Below are 17,354 nucleotides of genomic sequence, written 5' to 3'. Positions count from 1 at the left end.
CCCACTTATATAAGTGGGAGACTTCCCTTCTGAAATGTCGTTAACATCACCACCTATCTAAAGGCTTATTTATAATAGTATATCTTGTGATTTTTTCCCACACAACCAAAAGTATGCTTCCAATTAGGTAGCATACAATATCTTTTATATCAAATGAAGTTCCGATAATTGTTGAAATCATTTTATTGTTTTCTAAATGTAGCAAATCTACAATATGATAATATTGACCCAATTCTACGGCTGAAGCAAAAAAGAATAGGTAAATAGGTAAAAACTTTATTGGTTTTTGTATAAACCCTCTTATGAAGGTGTACATTAAAATAACTACCAGAATATCTCCAATGTATGGTCGAATAATGGTGTCATTTATAAAAAGTGCAATAATTGTTTCAGTTATCAATAAAATAATAAAACTCAATATATACTTAATGTTTATTTTCATAAAGACCCTCTACTTTCACTCATTTACTTTAAAATAAACAGAAATACTTAAAGTGGTTTTACTCTAAGTCACTCCAATATTACGTTCATTCCTTGTTGCAAACGGCTTATATTTTCCATGATATTATATATTTATACAATGCAATTGAATAACTAGTACCTTTATTATATCGTAAAGCAAACGAATTACCATCATTTTGAATTTATTTTAATTTTAACGACATTTCAGAAGTCAAGTCTCCCACTACTATAAGTGGGAGTTATATACATTAACAAAGAGAAAACTTCAGTGAGAGTATACATATCCTTCTGAAGTCGTTAAGATTGTAGCACCGCAGGTGATGATTTAATGTTATACTTGATGATATATTAAAAATTGGAAATAAAAATACATTTTTTAACCGTAATAACGGTAGGGGGGAAAACTATGAAAAAAAAATCTAATAACTTAATTATCAAACTAATTGTCGGTGTAGCACTAGGGTTAGGTATTGGTTTAGTATGTCCAAAAAGCTTAATGGTTGTAATTGTTACCATTAAATATATACTAGGACAAATAATCTTCTTTGCTGTACCACTTATCATCATTGGATTTATAGCACCATCTATCACTAAGCTAAAACAGAATGCTACAAAAATGTTAGGTATTGCTGTTTTTATAGCTTATGTATCCTCAATTGGTGCTGCAACTATGTCAGCAATCGCTGGATATGCAATTATACCAAGTCTTTCAATAACACCTGCTACTGAGGGATTAAAAGAGCTACCTGCATTAATCTTCAAACTTGATATACCTCAAATTATGCCAGTTATGAGTGCATTAGTATTCTCTATGGTTATTGGATTAGCTGCAACATGGACAAGCGCTAAAACAATTGAAACCGCTTTAGATGAATTTCAAAACATGGTTTTAGAAATTGTTACAAGAATAGTCATTCCTATTCTTCCTGTTTTCATAGCTTCAACATTTGCGACTCTTGCTTATGAGGGATCTGTCACAAAACAACTTCCTATTTTCTTAGGTGTCGTTTTAATAGCAATTGTTGGGCATATTATCTGGCTTACTGCTTTATACGGCATTGCTGGTGTATACGCAGGTAAAAACCCTATGTCTGTTTTAAAACACTATGGTCCTGCATACTTAACAGCAGTTGGGACAATGTCTTCAGCTGCTACACTACCTGTTGCATTATCATGTGCAAAAAAATCAGATTCACTGAGACCGGATATGGTAGACTTTGGTATTCCTCTATTTGCAAATATTCACCTTTGTGGTTCTGTTTTAACTGAAGTTTTTTTTGTTATGACTGTTTCACAAATTCTTTATGGAAAGCTTCCAAATCTTACATCTATGGTAGTATTCGTTATTCTACTTGGTATTTTCGCAATAGGTGCTCCTGGTGTTCCTGGAGGAACTGTTTTGGCTTCTTTAGGTCTTATCGTAAGCGTTTTAGGTTTCAATGAAACGGGTACTGCACTAATGATTACAATTTTTGCGTTGCAAGATAGCTTTGGTACTGCGTGTAATGTTACTGGGGATGGTGCGTTAACACTGATACTTACAGGATATGCAAATAAACATAAATTATAAATATATTAAAAGGCCAGGCACATCATGGAATTATTATCTATGATGTGCCTGGTTTTCTAATATGGTAGTTTTTAATATCCATATAAGGACATTAATAGAAAATTGGAGAGGGAAACCTCTCCTTCTTTATTAGCAAAAATCTGATTGCTATTAGTGTTTTTTATTGGTAAAATATACCGAAGATAATAAAGAAACACTAGAAGTTGTTGCATGGATATATGGTAGTAATATTATTTGTAAAAAATATAGTAACCAGTGGATGCGCCAAAAGCCTAAAGTATAGGTAAAGTATAAAGCACAAAATAAAAACATATAAAGAGGAATTTAATATGAGTAAAATACTAGTTGTTGAAGATACACAAAGGCTTAGAACGGAACTAAAAGTATTATTGGAGCGTTATGGATATGAAGTTATAGCTCCTGAAACATTTGATAATATTATAGATGTTATTAAAATGCAGCAGCCGGAACTTCTGATGCTAGATATTAACCTACCTGTATATGACGGTTATTATATCTGCAGAGAAGTGCGAAGATTTTCAGAAGTTCCAATTATTATAGTAACCAGCCGTGACAGTGACATGGATGAACTTCTGAGCATAAAATTAGGTGCAGATGATTTTATAACAAAGCCATATAACACAGAGATACTATTAGCTAGGGTAAATGCAGTACTAAAACGGAGCGAGGCAGGGAATAAATCTAAAGAGGGGATGGAATGTAGTGGACTTACCATAAATTTATGTAACAGTTCAATGGCAGCAAATGGAGTAAAGATTGACATTACAAAAAATGAACTAATTTTATTGACAAGCCTTATAAAAAGAAAAAATGAAATTGTGTCAAGAGAAGAATTAATGGAAGAGTTATGGTCTGCAGAATATTTTGCTGATGATAATAGCCTTTCTATAAATATGACAAGACTTAGAAAAAAATTAGATGAAATAGGCCTTAAAGAGTTTATTAAAACAAAAAGAGGACAAGGGTACATAGTAGAATGAATATTAGAAAATATTTGAATGATAAGAAGCTATTTCTATGCTGTAATACACTACTTAGCATTCTGTTAATACTGTTCTTGATCTATATTAATATAGAGAGTGTCTGTTTATTCGGTATTTTAATAATCTGGTATTTCCCAATTCTTTTATTTATGACAATTGATTACGTGAAGAAAAAGGAATTTTATGATTGTGTTATTGAAAGTACAGAAAAAATAAATGAATTATATCTGATAAAGGAGACACTTGATGAACCTGACTTTTTCGAAGGAAATATTATATATAATACATTTGGAAAAATTGAAAAAAGTGTTGTTAATAAAATTTGTGAATACCAGCAGGTGACAGATAATTATAAAGAATATTTAGAAATATGGCTGCATGAAATAAAAACACCATTAGCATCCGCTGAACTTATTATTGACAATAATCCGTCACAGGTGACAAAGAATGTTAAAACTGAATTAAAGCAGATAGAACGTTTACTGAATCAAGTATTGTATTATTCAAAGAGTGAGTATGCTGAGAATGATTATTTAATTAAAAAGCTTTCATTAGAGCGTGTTGTCAAAAAATGTTTTAAGACCTTTGCAAAATCTTTTATTTACAGTAGAATACATTTAGAATTTGACAATCTTGAGGTTTTTGTATATTCGGATGAAAAATGGCTTAATTTTATTTTACAGCAGATTATAACAAATGCTATTAAATATTTAGATAAGGACGAGAAAATCATAAGAGTTACAGCAAAAAAAAGAAATAATCAAATAATACTTACGATTGAAGATAATGGAATTGGTATATCAGAATCGGATATTGAACAGGTTTTTAATCATGGATTTACTGGTGAGAATGGAAGAATTTACGGCGAATCTACAGGTATGGGGCTATATATATGTAAAAAGTTATCAGATAAGTTAAATATAGCTCTTAGCATAGAGTCAACCGGAGGAGAAGGTACAAAATTTAATATAGTATTCCCAGTAGGCGGAACAATGTGTTTTGAGTCATGATAATCATGACTTATTTTTTTGCTCAGTAATCTTTCAAAAATGAAAGATTACTGAAATGTAAATCAATATAGGATTATGTAAATACGTATTATACTTAGTACATAAAGTGTTAGACGAGGAGGAAATAAAAGATGAAAGAAATATTAAAAGTAAGTCATATAGAAAAATATTATGGTACAAAAGGAATGCTGACAAAGGCGTTAGACAGAATTTCATTTAGCGTTAATGAGGGAGAATTTGTTGGAATTATGGGACCATCGGGAAGCGGAAAAACAACGCTGCTTAATTGTATATCAACGATTGATGATATTACAGGTGGTGAAATAAATATTAATGGAACAAGAATAGATGGAATGTCTGAGAATAAATTAGAAAAGTTTAGAAGAGAAGAGTTAGGTTTTATCTTTCAGGATTTAAATCTCCTAGATACATTAACAGCATATGAAAATATAGCACTTGCACTAACGATTCAAAAGAAAAATCCAAAAGAAATAGCAGCAATGATAGAAAATATCTCAGAAAAATTAGGAATAAGAGATATATTAAATAAATATCCGTGTCAGATGTCGGGCGGACAAAAACAGCGTATAGCATGTGCGAGAGCGATTATTTCAAGACCATCCCTTCTTTTAGCTGATGAACCGACGGGAGCTTTGGATTCTAAATCAGCTGCTCAGTTTTTAGATTCATTAGAATATCTAAACCGGGATATGCAGGCAACCATACTAATGGTTACGCATGATGCATTTACAGCAAGCTATGCGAAAAGAATTCTTTTTATAAAAGACGGCAAACTCTTTACAGAGATAAAAAGAGGCAAAGATAGCAGAAAAGATTTTTTTGACAGAGTCATTGAAGTAATAACAGAAATGGGAGGAGAAACCAATCATGTATTTTAAGCTGGTATATAAAAACGTTAAAAAAAGTTTTGGCGATTACCTTATTTACTTTATTACACTGACATTTTCGGTTGCCATGTTTTTTACATTTAATTCATTGGATTCACAGGCTGGATTTTCGCAAATCCAAAGCAGTCAGGAAATGATACTTAATCTTTTGGAAAATATTCTAGGAATCATTTCGCTATTTGTATCAGTAGTCATCGGTTTTTTAGTTATATATGCAAATAATTTTCTGATTAAACGAAGAAAAAATGAGTTTGGTATCTATGGAAGCCTGGGAATGGGACGTAATGATATTTCAAGGATGCTTTTGATGGAAACTTTATTAATTGGAATAATAGCAATGTTTTTCGGTATTATTTTAGGAATATTTGCTTCAAAAGGGTTACAGGTAGTAACAATAGAGATGTTTAGAGGCGACAAATCGCTAGATTTATCAAAATATAAGTTCGTTTTTTCGTGGAGTGCATTACGTAAAACTGCTATATGTTTTGCAAGTATTTTTGCATGTGTTGCCGCATTTAATATTAAGATAATTAAAAAGAATAAGCTGATTAATTTATTATATGATATAAAAAGCGATAAAACAAAATTTATGTCTGTGAAAGCAGGTTTCTTAGCTTTTACATTATCGCTTATTATGTTAGTCATTTCCTATGCAATTATTTTGAATATAGGTCTTAAACCAAAAAATAAATTGTTCTTTGTAAGTTTGGGGTGTGGCGTAATAGGAACATATTTATTCTTTTTATCATTGGGAAGCTTTATAACAGAATGCTTACGTAAAGTAGATAAGCTATATCTAAAAAACATAAATTTATTTACAATAAGGCAGATTGGGAATAAAATAAGTAAAAATGTGATTTCATTGACAATTATCACACTCATGCTTTTTTTAACAATTACGATTTTATCAAGTGGAATTGGTGTGAATAAAGCTATTATTGGGAATTCTAAATTTAACCAGCCTTTTGAGGTTACAATATATGGATTAGCAGATAAAAAAGCAGCATTAGAAATAATGAATAATAAAGACACGGTTATTAAAGACGACATAAAGGAAATCTATGCATATGAAGTTTATGAAAGTGGAATTCAGATTAAAAGTTTAATGAGTGATGAATATTTATCAGACATTACTAAAAATGACATGAAATTATTAAACACACAGCAGCAGATTGCAGTTATGAAACTGTCAGATTATAATAATTTGATTGGCATGGAAGGCAGAGAAAAATTACAGATTGATGATAAATCTTACGCAATCTGTTCTAACAATAAAATTGTTGTGAATGGATTAAAAGGAAAAGCTAATGAGATCTCAATAAATGGAAAGCAGTTTAAGTCAGAAAAAGATGAGTGTTTATATAGCAATTTTAGTAATATAAATGATCCAGCCTCGACAGCAATCATTATTTTAGCCGATGATCAGGTGAAAAACTTTAATGCGAGCATGGGCGGCCTTGTAATTAATACATTTAAGGATTTAGACATTGCGGTTATTGATAAGTATGATAATGAATTATTAAATTACGGTAATTACATTGCTGCATGTCGTGTAATGAGACAGATTGGAAATTTAACAACATCAATGTTGGCTTCTTTTGTGGGAATATATGTAGGCATAATCTTTTTAGTGTCAAGCGGCGCCATACTTGCAATTCAGGAGTTGTCAGAAGCGAGTGATAGCAAAAGAAGATATAAAATGCTTCGAAAACTTGGGGTTGGAAGAAAACAGGTTAATAACAGTATATTAGCGCAGATTTTGGTTTACTTCTTGGTTCCATTTGCAATGGCATTATTACACTCATGTATCGCATTAAAAGTTATCGGTAAGCTTATTAAACAGTTGGGCACAACGAATATGATGACAAATATTATTATTGTTTCTGCTATTGTATGCTGTATATATGGAATATATTTAATGATAACTTATGCAGGTGCTAAAAGAATGAATAAGTAGTATGGGAATGTGCAACCATGGGTGCTGATTGAATGAGGCCAACTTAGAGATTTAGTAACCTTAGATGAATACAGAAAACATTTAACTAATCTGAAAAAATAGGTAGGCAACATAGTATTCTATGATGTTATATCTGTTTTTTTAGATTAGTATTTTATTAAGCTTTTAAAATATAACATAAGAATATATTATTGTAACAATAGTTTGTGATAGAGGTTGCTATTAAAAAAGTGAAATTTATGTAATGAAATGAAAAAATTTACGTATTAACATATGAGATTACTTGGTCGGGTAAAAAACAAAGAAGGGAGGGCTTTAAAAAGATGAAGCAACTTGCATTGTGTGATATTTCATATAAAAAAGAAGTTACAGAAGAATTATGTAAAGAAGAAATTGCTCATATTTTTGAAATCTATTACAAAAGAGTTTTCAACTATATGTATTATCGCGTTAATAGCATTGAAACGTCAGAAGACCTTACAAGTCAGGTTTTTGAAAAAATAATGTTTAAAATAGACATGTATTCTAAACATAAGTCACCTTTTGAGGTGTGGATGTTTGCTATAGCTAGAAACATAGTAAATGATTATTTTAGAAGCTTAAAAAAGCATAAATTATTCTCTATTGACACAATTAAGGACTTGGTATCAAAAGGAAAAACTCCAGAAGAGATAATATTATCAGCAGAAAGTAACAGTGAACTTTCAAAGGCTTTGAAGATGTTGAATGAAAGGGATCGAAATATTGTTTCTCTTAAGTTCGGTGCAAATCTTAAAAATCAGGAGATAGCACAAATATTAGATATTACAGAAGGCAATGTTGGAGTAATACTTTATAGAACAATGAAAAAGCTAAAAAAGAAAATTGAGGAAGAGAGGGAACAATATGAGCAATAAGAAAATTGAAGATAAGTTTTCTAGAGAAATAGATGCTTATTTTAATGGGATAGAGGATAAGAGAAAAATAGAGCAAAGTGAATATAATGAACTTTTAGAATTTAGCAAGAATATATCAGATAAAGATTTTAGCAAAGATAGCAATAAAGAAGCTATATTTAATAAAACTTTGAAAAGTATAAATGAAAATAAAGGAGAGAATATTATGAAGAAATCAAATAAATTTAAAAAAACTGCTATTGCAGTGGCAGCAATATGTATAATAAGCGTTTCTGTAATGCAAACATCCTTTGCTCAAGAGATAGCTGAGAAAGTAATAAAAACTATATCTTTAGGACATATAAGTGTTATACAAACGGAACCATCTAAAATAAAAGAGATGAGACTTACGGATGAGTATAAAGGCAAAGTTTTTGATAAACAAGGAAAGCAAGTACAAGTAGTTACGAAGGAGAATCGCAACGAATTATTCACAGCAAAAGGTGAAAAAATTGCTCATATGCAGAATGGAAAAATAATAACTGTAGCTGAGCAAGAAAAAATGGACAAAGAAAGGGAAGAAGGTGTAGTTGTTGAAGTAAAAGATTCTAGTAAATTAAATGAATATACTTGCTTTGATGTTAAGCTTCCAACGTTTTTGCCAGAAGGATATAAATTTGATAGAGCAGAATTTTATAAGGAGAAGAATGAAACAAAAGTTAAAAATAGTAAATATATTGAGTTGTATTTCACTAATGAGAAATCTGGAGAATGTATACATGTGCAACAAAGGTTTCCAGATGGAACCACTAAAGGTGAACTTTCAACAGACGGTACAATTGAAAAAACGAAAATTAATGGTGCAAATGCTGTAATAAGTAATAATAGAAGCATTGATTGGGAAACTAAAACTGCGATTTATTTTTTAGCGGGTAAAGATGCAGGAATTACAAAGAGTGAATTAATAAAGATTGCAGAATCTATTAAATAATCATTAAGGCATATGAAAATAAATCACAAGTAAGGGATATTACCATACTTGTGATTTATTTATTTTTTTTAATGTATGATCTTTATTTATGAAAAAAATGTTCCAATGTGTGGTAAAAAATGATAATATTACATAAAGGATTGAGAAGCGGTTGTATTTTGTGACGAAGGTGTCATAAACAAATATAAAATAGATTGAAATATATAAAGGAAGCGTCTGTGTGAAAAAGTATGAATATAAATGCGTCTTTATAGCAGGGGCTGGTGAAAGAACAACAGGGATAATGAATGAATATGGAGAATAAGGGTGGGGGTTTGTTAGGCCTTCGTAGTGTTGGCATTATTATAAAAGATTAATTGAAAATCACTTTAGGGTCAAAATATGAATCAATTGAGGGAGACGGAATTGAATAATCAAAATGATAATATTAATAAAGCATTACTTGTGATAGATATACAGGAGGATGCTACAGGAAAAACAGCAAAACGACCATATAAAAATTCACAAGAACTTATTAGTAATGTGAATTTAGTTATTGAAAGTAGTGAAAAGAAAGGAATTACTGTTATATATATAAAGCATGAAATAAATAGTAATTTTTTAAATAAAATTGTAATCAGAAACAGATTTATCAAAGGAACGCAGGGAAGTGAGATAGATTCAAGAATAAAGATTGTTAATAATTATATTTATTCAAAAGATAAAGGAAATGCTTTTTCAAATCCTAAATTAGATAGTTTCCTTAAACAAAATCATATCAATGAAGTCTTTATTGTTGGATTAGATGCAACTGCATGTGTATACAGGACATCAATAGGAGCAATAGATAAAGGATATAAATCAATAGTTTTAGAGGATGTAATAGTAACCTCAAATATGAGGAAGATGCCAAAAATATTAGAAAAGTATGAGAACGAAGGGATACTCTTAACTACAATTCAAAAGTTTAAACAAAATAAATAATGAGTTCCTTAGAGTACAATTTTCTTTAAAGGGTACAAGTATAAAATTTATACTTAATAAGACTCATTTTTCATAAAGAGTAGATTAATCCTAAATATACGATTGATGAACAATCGTAAAAAAATGTGTCGTAAGAGTAAGACAATATAAATGAAGGGAGTTAAATATGGTTATTCCAAATTCAGGTAAAGTATATCCAAGAAGTAATGATTACCAAACAATATATCTTAAAAATGTAATTACAAGAGATAATATAAGAGTTGGAGATTATACAATATATAATGATTATTATAGTGATCCAAGGGATTTTGAAAAAAATAATGTATTATATCAGTATCCTGTAAACAATGATAAGTTAATAATTGGGAAGTTTTGTTCAATTGCATGTAAAGCGAAGTTTCTCATGACAAGTGGAAATCACACAATGAAATCAATATCTACTTATACATTTCCAATATTTTATGAGGAATGGGGTTTAGACGTCAGTAATGTAACAGATGCTTGGGATAATAAAGGAGATATTGTAATTGGCAATGATGTGTGGATAGGTTATGACGCTATAATTATGTCAGGTGTGAAAATTGGTGATGGTGCAATTATTGGAACCAGAGCAATAGTTACTAAAGATGTTCCACCTTATACTATTGTTGGAGGCATACCTGCAAAAGTTATAAAGAAAAGGTTTAGTGATGATATAATTTTAAAATTATTGAAAATTAAGTGGTGGGATTGGACAGATGAAAAAATCCAAGCAAATATTAAATATATTCAATCAGGAAACATTGATAAGTTAGATAGAAGGAAACTTAAGGGAATGTAGAAAAATAAATGAACAATACTGGTCATTGCTTAACTTGAGCATCCTTGAGGCTGAATATAGAAATAGTACAATTTATGGGATGGTATACTTAATTTTAAGTTTATAATAGATAATAAGTCTCCATTTCTTTAAATTACTTTAAATCGTGGAGACTTATTATGTTGAATGATGTTCATATGTATTTTTACCAATTTTCATAATGTATTAGTTCTTTAAGTTTTTTTCGCGTACGAGCTTTTGGTGTTTCATTTGCATAACCAAGAGTAATAATGCCAACTACATATTTATCATCAGGTATATTTAAAATTGGTCTTATTTCTTCTTGGATAAACCATGCAACACAACAAGTACCTAATCCTAAGTTATCAGCTTCAAGCAGCATATGTCCTATACAAATTGAGGTATCTCTGATTATCTGCTTAAGTTCTTCTTGTGAACTATCTTCATTTAATAATACATTTACATCGTCTTCTATTCTGCAACGTATATCTGCTACACATACAATAAAAACTGGAGAAGAAATCATCCATTTTTGGTTATGAGAAACTTTAGCTAATTTTTGTCTACTTAATTCGGATTTTACTACAATGAAATGCCAAGGCTGCGTGTTACTACCAGATGGAGCAAGTCTTGCACTCTCAAGTAGCTGTGTTATTTTTTCATTTTCAACTGGTTTATCAATATATTTCCTTATACTTCTACGCGCTGTAATTTCTTTTATCATAGTTTTAGATGCCTCCTTAATATATATAGTGTAGCACAGGCTACACTATATCCCTGTTAATATAATATTTAAAATTGATACGTAATATGAATAGGTTTGGATTCAGATGTTGAGCCGATAAAAACTATCACCATAAGTATATGCTTAAATGATGATAGCCACTAAAGTTGCTCAATTTCTGAAACAAGCTAAAGAACGATGCCGCGTTTCCACTACTATGGAGATTCAATCTTTTCCCTCTTTCTGAAATTTTCTTTAACACTAAGAGTATTAACTTTAATTTCCACAAATGCATCTTAAATCATTCTAAGCCTTGATTATTTTCTAAAAATAGACGTAATTTCCCCCTCCCCTAAATAAAAACTTTATGCTATTTTATTTATTCCTCCTGGTGGCGAATAATTTTGGCGATTTAATTTCTCTTTTGTAATCATTTTACCTTTACCACAGCAAGAACAGATATTTATATCTATCCCTGTAAGCTTTAAAAGAAGCTCCGCTGCACTTAACTTAACTTCTAAATTTTGATTTTTATTTTCTATTGTCCCTGTAAGTTCTTTGCATTTTTGAAGCTTAGTTGACCTATTTCTATTGCTTAATATTCCATAATGTCTAATTTTAACAAACTTTCTTGGTAAAACATGCATGAGAAATCTTCTAATAAATTCATCTACTGTAAGTGTCATAAACTTTTCTTTATTATGGTCTTTATAATCTCTCCATTTAAATGTTACATATCCATTTTCTAAATTTACAATTCGATGATTAGATATCGCTACTCTATGAGTATATCTACCAAGGTATTCAAGTACGTACTCCGCACTCCCAAAAGGAGGTCTACAATATACAATCCATTCTTTTTTATATAACTTATCTATGAAGCTCTGAAATATATGTTTCTTTGTTAATTCCTCAATTCCTGTAGTATATTTAAGTGCATTACTATAATAAGCTCTTTTAAGGTAAAATAAAAATTTACCTCTAAATTTTCTTGAAAGCACTTTCACTGGGATAAAGAAATCTTTTTTTGAATTTATCCATCGGTTACCATCTAAAGTTAATCCGCCACTAGGAACTATGCAATGTACGTGTGGATGATTCATTAAATTTTGACCCCACGTATGCAAAATTGCCATAAATCCAATTTCTGCTCCTAAATGTTTTTTATCACTTGAAAGTTCAAGTAGTGTTTCAGAAACAGATTTAAATAGAATAGAATACATTTCCTTTTGGTTTGTTAATGTTATATAGTTAAGCTCTTCAGGAATAGTGAAAACTACATGAAAATACCCTACGGATAATAAATCCTCTTTTCTTTTTTCAAGCCATCTTTCCTTGGATAAAGTTTGGCATTTAGGACAATGCCTGTTTCGGCAGGAATTATAAGAAATCCTAACGTGTCCACATTCATCACATTCGTCTACATGACCACCAAGCTCTGCTGTTCTACAAGCTTCAATAGCTATCATAGTTTTTAAAATATTCAGCGGAAGCTGATGATTCCTCCTATATTCATCACCATGTTGATTGAATATATCTTGAATCTCAATCATCGTTCTCTCCTAAGAGGATATCCAACGGACTCTTTATATTAAGTAAATCCATCCTTCTAAGATGTAAATAGATAGTGGTAGTAGTAATTCGGGTATGTCCTAAAAGTCTTTGAATGTAGCAGATATCCGTACCAGCATCCAATAAGTGAGTTGCAAAGCTATGGCGAAGCGTATGGACAGTTGCATGCTTAGTAATTTTAGTTTTTTTTATAGATTTCTCGAGCGTTTTCTGAACACTACGTGGACTTATAGAATCTGTACGACCCTTTCCAGAAAATAAATATTCCGTAGGATGATATCTGCTCCAATACTCTCTGAGGATTTCTAAATTTGCTTTAGACAACAATGAATATCTATCTTTTTTACCTTTGCCCTCTCTAATTAATATTTGCATGTTTTTACTATCAATATCTGTTATTTTTAGGTTGCAAACTTCACTAACTCTTAATCCTGCGGAGTAGACCGTCATGAGAATTGCCTTATGCTTGAGGTTTTCAGTAACATCAAAGATGGATTTAACCTCATCTGGAGATAATACAGCAGGTAATTTTGATGGTTCTTTCATCCTTGCAATTTTGTCCGAATTCCAATATCTATTTAGAGTTTTAGTATAAAAAAATTTAAGACTTGAATTAATATAATTAACTGTTCCTTCACTTAATTTTTTTTTAATGATACAATAATGTAGATAGTCACAAATTTCTTTTTCACCTAAATACTTTGGTGATTTGTTGTAAAATTTAGCAAAGTTACTAACGTGATTGATATAGCTTTTTATAGTCATTGGACTATAACCCCTTAGTTCCATATCCATTTTCATTTTTTCTTTTAATTCTGACATAAATAATAACACTTCCTTATTTTTTATTTCGACAATAAAAGTTTATAGGAAGTGTGTATTATAATAAAGAAGTATCTTAGTCAAATAAGGATACTTCTTTCTATTTTATTTAAGTAAAAATTAAATTAATATGATTAGCACTTGTCTGCCACCGTTTTTAGCGGTTTAGTTCTTTTAGGCCTTTACGAGCACTTTTGTAATTTCAGAGATGTACATTGTATGATAATCCTTGTTTGGATACCATTTTGCATCATTCTCTTTGGACTCGAAATTTTCAGGCGGCATGGCACAATGATATACCTTCCTACAAACAATTATCATGTTTGCTTCTTCAAAGGATACTGTATCGTCAACAAAATAAGGAGTGAGTCCAGCTTCGTTTACCTTATCTGTGTCTCTTCCTGAAATGCTACCACATATATTTAGGGCTTTCCTATACTTCTCATCAAAAAAAGCAATCGTAAACATGTCATTTGCATCGATAAATTCTTTCGTATATCTCTGAGGCCTTATGTATGTGGTAACAACATTCATTCCCCAATATACACCAACACCACCCCAACTAGCAGTCATTGTATTAAATTTCTCCTTATTCCCTGCTGTTATCAGCAGCCATTCTTTCCCGATTTTTGTGAAAGGGTTGAACTGTAATTCCTCGACTTTAATTTCTTTAAACATAATTGTCCTCCTGTAAATTTTTTTATAGTTTATAACAAATAATTAACTTATGCATTATATAACCATATTAACATATACAAGCATGCAGACCAACTCTTAAAACTTTTATTATACAATTTATACATAATTATGTTAACTGCTTGAATAACTATAGGGATATATCATATAATTGAATAAAGATATAATGTAAGGTTTTATTTGAAAGCGTACATTCATTTTTGTTTAAAGCATTGGCATCATCAATCGCAAATCAGTAATAATTGAACAAGTGGTGAAGGCGGTAAGTAATATACTATACGAATAGGAGTGGAAATTATGTTTGAAATCATAGATAATAAAAAGGAATCACTAGATGGCAAGAGACCCTTGAGTAGAATTGCTGTAGAAAATTTAAAAAAATATTTTGATGTGGAACTAACATATAATTCTAATGCGATAGAAGGAAATACTCTGACAATAACTGAAACTAAAGTAATCTTGGAGGATGGCTTAACTATAGGAAAAGGTAAGAGCTTAAAAGAACATTTAGAAGTAATTAACCACAAGGAAGCAATTGATTATGTAGAAGACATTGTAAGTGAAGATACGGATATATCAGAAAGGGTTATTAAAGACTTACATTACTTAATATTGAAAAGTATAGATAATAAGTATGCTGGAGAATATAGACAAAATAATGCAATTATCAGTGGTAGCAAGCATATACCTGTAGAACATTTTTTAGTGAAAGAAAAAATGACAGAACTAATAGAGTGGTATAATTGCAGCAAGAATAAAAAACATCCAATAGAATTGGCAGCAGAGTTTCACTTTAGGTATGTGTATATTCATCCTTTTACTGATGGAAATGGAAGAACTGCAAGGCTTCTTATGAATCTTATATTAATGAGAAATGGATACCCTATAACAGTGATAAGGACTGAAAATAGAGAGGAATATATGAAAGCATTAGAATTGGCTAGTTTAGAGGGGAAGTTAGAGGGATTTATAAAAATCATTTCAGGAGCTGTAGATAGAAGCTTAGATACGTATCTATATTTAACAAAATAATTTAGAAATAAAAAGCCATGGTTACTTCTGTTTTATGAAGTATTCATGGTTATTTTAATTTAGATTTAATTTCATCTATAGAATATGGTATATTATAGGTAGATTATAGGAGTATGAACGATAATTCGTAAAATCATTAAGGGGGATGTCATGTATAAAATATTGATAATTGAAGACGAAGAGAAAATTAGAGATATAATAAAAGAATCTCTTTGTAAATGGGGTTTTGAAGCCTATGCAGTTAATAACTTCAATAATGTATTTGAAGAATTTGTGAAGGTAAAGCCGGAACTTGTTCTAATGGATGTAAATCTGCCTGCTTTTGATGGATTTTATTGGTGTAATAAAATTAGAAATGTTTCTAAGGTGCCAGTAATATTTTTATCTTCAAGAAGTACAAATATGGATGTTATTATGGCAGTGAATACGGGTGCGGATGATTACATTACAAAACCTTTTTCTCTGGATATACTTATGGCAAAAATAAATGCAATTTTACGTAGGACCTATTCTTATGGAGATACAAGTTTGGATACTATTGATTATAAAGGCGCTGTGCTATCATTAAGGGATAACACCCTTTACGTAGGCGAAAAATCAATTGAACTAACCAAAAATGAATTTAAAATATTATATGTATTAATGAAAAAGCATGAAACCATAGTAAGCCGCGAGGATATAATGCAAGAACTTTGGCAAGATGAAAACTTCATCGATGACAATACACTAACAGTTAATATAAACAGACTGAGAAAAAAGCTAAAAGAAATTGGTCTTATAGATTTTATTAAGACCATTATAAATCAAGGATATGTTATTAAATGAGCTTTATTAAATATTTAAAGGAGAACCTTAAGCTTTTAGTATTTTACTTTCTTCTCATGGCTTTTATTTCATTAACTATATGTTTTGACAGAAAAAATCGCGTACTTACTTCTAATTTACTTTACATAATATTTGTTTCTTTTTTCATGTTAATAATTTATATTAGTATAGATTATTATGAAAAATCCCAGCATATTAAAAAGCTTTTATTCGTTAAAAATTCAGAAGATAAAACTCCTATTTTACCGGGTCCAATAGATTATAAAGATGAAATATATGCTCAAATAATTCAGATGATTTATGAAGATTTCCTGAAAATTGCAAGAAGCACGGAAACAGATTTCAAAGAAAATGCAGAGTTTATGACTGCGTGGGTTCATGAAATTAAAACTCCAATTACTACATCAAAGTTATTGATTGAGAGCACAGGCGCTACATCTTCATCCTTAAAAGAAGAACTTGAAAAGATTGAGGATTATGTTGAAAAGGTACTTTATTATTCAAGAAGTAATAATTTTTCTGAAGATTATATCCTTTCAGAAGTGAGTATCAACAAAGTAATTAAAGAAAGTATTAAAAAACATTCAATTATATTTATAAAAAAACATATTAAATTAATAAATAATGTACCTGAAACTCTTATTATAGATACCGATAAAAAGTGGTTGCTTTTCATAATTGATCAGCTCCTTTCAAATTCATTAAAATATACCAGCAATGGTGGAAGCATAATATTTAAACATATTAAAGCCACAAAAGAGGTTTTATTAATAGTAGAAGATACGGGAATAGGCATTAAAAGTGAAGATATAAATAGATTATTTAAAAAGTCTTTTACAGGTTTTAACGGAAGAAACGAAAACTTAAAAGCTAGTGGAATGGGTTTGTACCTTTCTCAAAAAATTGCTAAAAAACTTGGCCATTATATTACCCTAGAATCAGAATATGGTAAAGGCACCAAAGTAATTATTCATTTTCTAAAATGGGATAATTACTATGATGTTACAAAAATGTAAGGTGAAGTAAGAACGGTATATTTTGATTTTTGTATAATTCAATCTTTTGCGTTTGAGCGCTTTTTATTGTGCGTGAAAATTTACAAGTTGGAGATAACTTGAGGATG

General features: G+C 30.1%; 17 protein-coding genes. 12 read left to right on the top strand and 5 right to left on the bottom strand.

From position 1 onward, the window contains the following. Positions 1-46: 46 nt before the first annotated feature. Positions 47-442, bottom strand: coding sequence for a ribosomal maturation YjgA family protein (locus ACWJJ2_RS06200; protein WP_216302967.1), 396 nt, complete (start codon positions 440-442; stop codon positions 47-49). A gap of 426 nt (positions 443-868) precedes the next feature. Between ACWJJ2_RS06200 and ACWJJ2_RS06195 the strand changes: the two genes are divergently transcribed. From ACWJJ2_RS06195 to ACWJJ2_RS06155, 9 genes are all read left to right on the top strand, one after another. After that, a complete protein-coding gene (locus tag ACWJJ2_RS06195) occupies positions 869-2,032 on the top strand; it encodes a dicarboxylate/amino acid:cation symporter (protein ID WP_462953997.1) in 1,164 nt (387 codons plus the stop codon). A 329-nt stretch (positions 2,033-2,361) separates the two neighbouring features. Continuing rightward, on the top strand, positions 2,362-3,033 hold the full coding sequence (locus ACWJJ2_RS06190) for a response regulator transcription factor (RefSeq protein WP_216302969.1): 672 nt from the start codon (positions 2,362-2,364) through the stop codon (positions 3,031-3,033). 152 nt (positions 3,034-3,185) lie between these two features. Continuing rightward, a complete protein-coding gene (locus tag ACWJJ2_RS06185) occupies positions 3,186-4,046 on the top strand; it encodes a sensor histidine kinase (protein WP_253198164.1) in 861 nt (286 codons plus the stop codon). A gap of 131 nt (positions 4,047-4,177) precedes the next feature. After that, on the top strand, positions 4,178-4,945 hold the full coding sequence (locus ACWJJ2_RS06180; protein WP_216302971.1) for an ABC transporter ATP-binding protein: 768 nt from the start codon (positions 4,178-4,180) through the stop codon (positions 4,943-4,945). After that, complete coding sequence (locus ACWJJ2_RS06175) at positions 4,935-6,911, top strand: ABC transporter permease (RefSeq protein ID WP_462953996.1); 1,977 nt, start codon at positions 4,935-4,937, stop codon at positions 6,909-6,911. The genes ACWJJ2_RS06180 and ACWJJ2_RS06175 overlap by 11 nt, the downstream gene beginning before the upstream one ends. Before the next feature lie 323 nt (positions 6,912-7,234). Further along, a complete protein-coding gene (locus ACWJJ2_RS06170; RefSeq protein ID WP_216302974.1) occupies positions 7,235-7,807 on the top strand; it encodes a sigma-70 family RNA polymerase sigma factor in 573 nt (190 codons plus the stop codon). Next, positions 7,797-8,777 (top strand): DUF4367 domain-containing protein, encoded by a 981-nt coding sequence (locus ACWJJ2_RS06165; RefSeq protein ID WP_462953995.1) that lies wholly within the window; start codon positions 7,797-7,799, stop codon positions 8,775-8,777. The genes ACWJJ2_RS06170 and ACWJJ2_RS06165 overlap by 11 nt, the downstream gene beginning before the upstream one ends. Before the next feature lie 405 nt (positions 8,778-9,182). Further along, positions 9,183-9,740 (top strand): cysteine hydrolase family protein, encoded by a 558-nt coding sequence (locus tag ACWJJ2_RS06160; protein ID WP_462953994.1) that lies wholly within the window; start codon positions 9,183-9,185, stop codon positions 9,738-9,740. Positions 9,741-9,906: 166 nt separating this feature from the next. Continuing rightward, a complete protein-coding gene (locus tag ACWJJ2_RS06155) occupies positions 9,907-10,560 on the top strand; it encodes a CatB-related O-acetyltransferase (protein WP_462953993.1) in 654 nt (217 codons plus the stop codon). Between the two features lie 184 nt (positions 10,561-10,744). Here ACWJJ2_RS06155 and ACWJJ2_RS06150 read toward each other — a convergent pair whose 3' ends face one another. The 4 genes from ACWJJ2_RS06150 to ACWJJ2_RS06135 all read right to left on the bottom strand — a co-directional run bounded on the left by ACWJJ2_RS06150 (position 10,745) and on the right by ACWJJ2_RS06135 (position 14,359). After that, a complete protein-coding gene (locus tag ACWJJ2_RS06150) occupies positions 10,745-11,284 on the bottom strand; it encodes a nitroreductase family protein (RefSeq protein WP_462953992.1) in 540 nt (179 codons plus the stop codon). 365 nt (positions 11,285-11,649) lie between these two features. Further along, complete coding sequence (locus ACWJJ2_RS06145; protein WP_216304460.1) at positions 11,650-12,837, bottom strand: IS91 family transposase; 1,188 nt, start codon at positions 12,835-12,837, stop codon at positions 11,650-11,652. Next, entirely contained in the window at positions 12,830-13,678 is an 849-nt protein-coding gene (locus ACWJJ2_RS06140; protein ID WP_216304459.1) for a site-specific integrase, read from the bottom strand. The genes ACWJJ2_RS06145 and ACWJJ2_RS06140 overlap by 8 nt, the downstream gene beginning before the upstream one ends. A gap of 174 nt (positions 13,679-13,852) precedes the next feature. Then, positions 13,853-14,359 (bottom strand): flavin reductase, encoded by a 507-nt coding sequence (locus ACWJJ2_RS06135; RefSeq protein WP_462954319.1) that lies wholly within the window; start codon positions 14,357-14,359, stop codon positions 13,853-13,855. 312 nt (positions 14,360-14,671) lie between these two features. On the opposite strand from ACWJJ2_RS06135, the gene ACWJJ2_RS06130 reads away from it, so the two are divergent. The 3 genes from ACWJJ2_RS06130 (at position 14,672) to ACWJJ2_RS06120 (ending at position 17,247) form a co-directional block, all read left to right on the top strand. Further along, positions 14,672-15,406: a Fic family protein gene (locus ACWJJ2_RS06130; RefSeq protein WP_462953991.1), complete on the top strand. Its 735-nt coding sequence runs from the start codon at positions 14,672-14,674 to the stop codon at positions 15,404-15,406. A 150-nt stretch (positions 15,407-15,556) separates the two neighbouring features. After that, entirely contained in the window at positions 15,557-16,231 is a 675-nt protein-coding gene (locus ACWJJ2_RS06125) for a response regulator transcription factor (protein WP_462953990.1), read from the top strand. Then, positions 16,228-17,247 (top strand): sensor histidine kinase, encoded by a 1,020-nt coding sequence (locus ACWJJ2_RS06120; RefSeq protein WP_462953989.1) that lies wholly within the window; start codon positions 16,228-16,230, stop codon positions 17,245-17,247. Before ACWJJ2_RS06125 ends, ACWJJ2_RS06120 begins: the two co-directional genes overlap by 4 nt. Positions 17,248-17,354: the final 107 nt, after the last annotated feature.

This window comes from Clostridium sp. CM039, from assembly GCF_055081075.1.
This window is presented reverse-complemented; position numbering and strand designations above follow the sequence as displayed.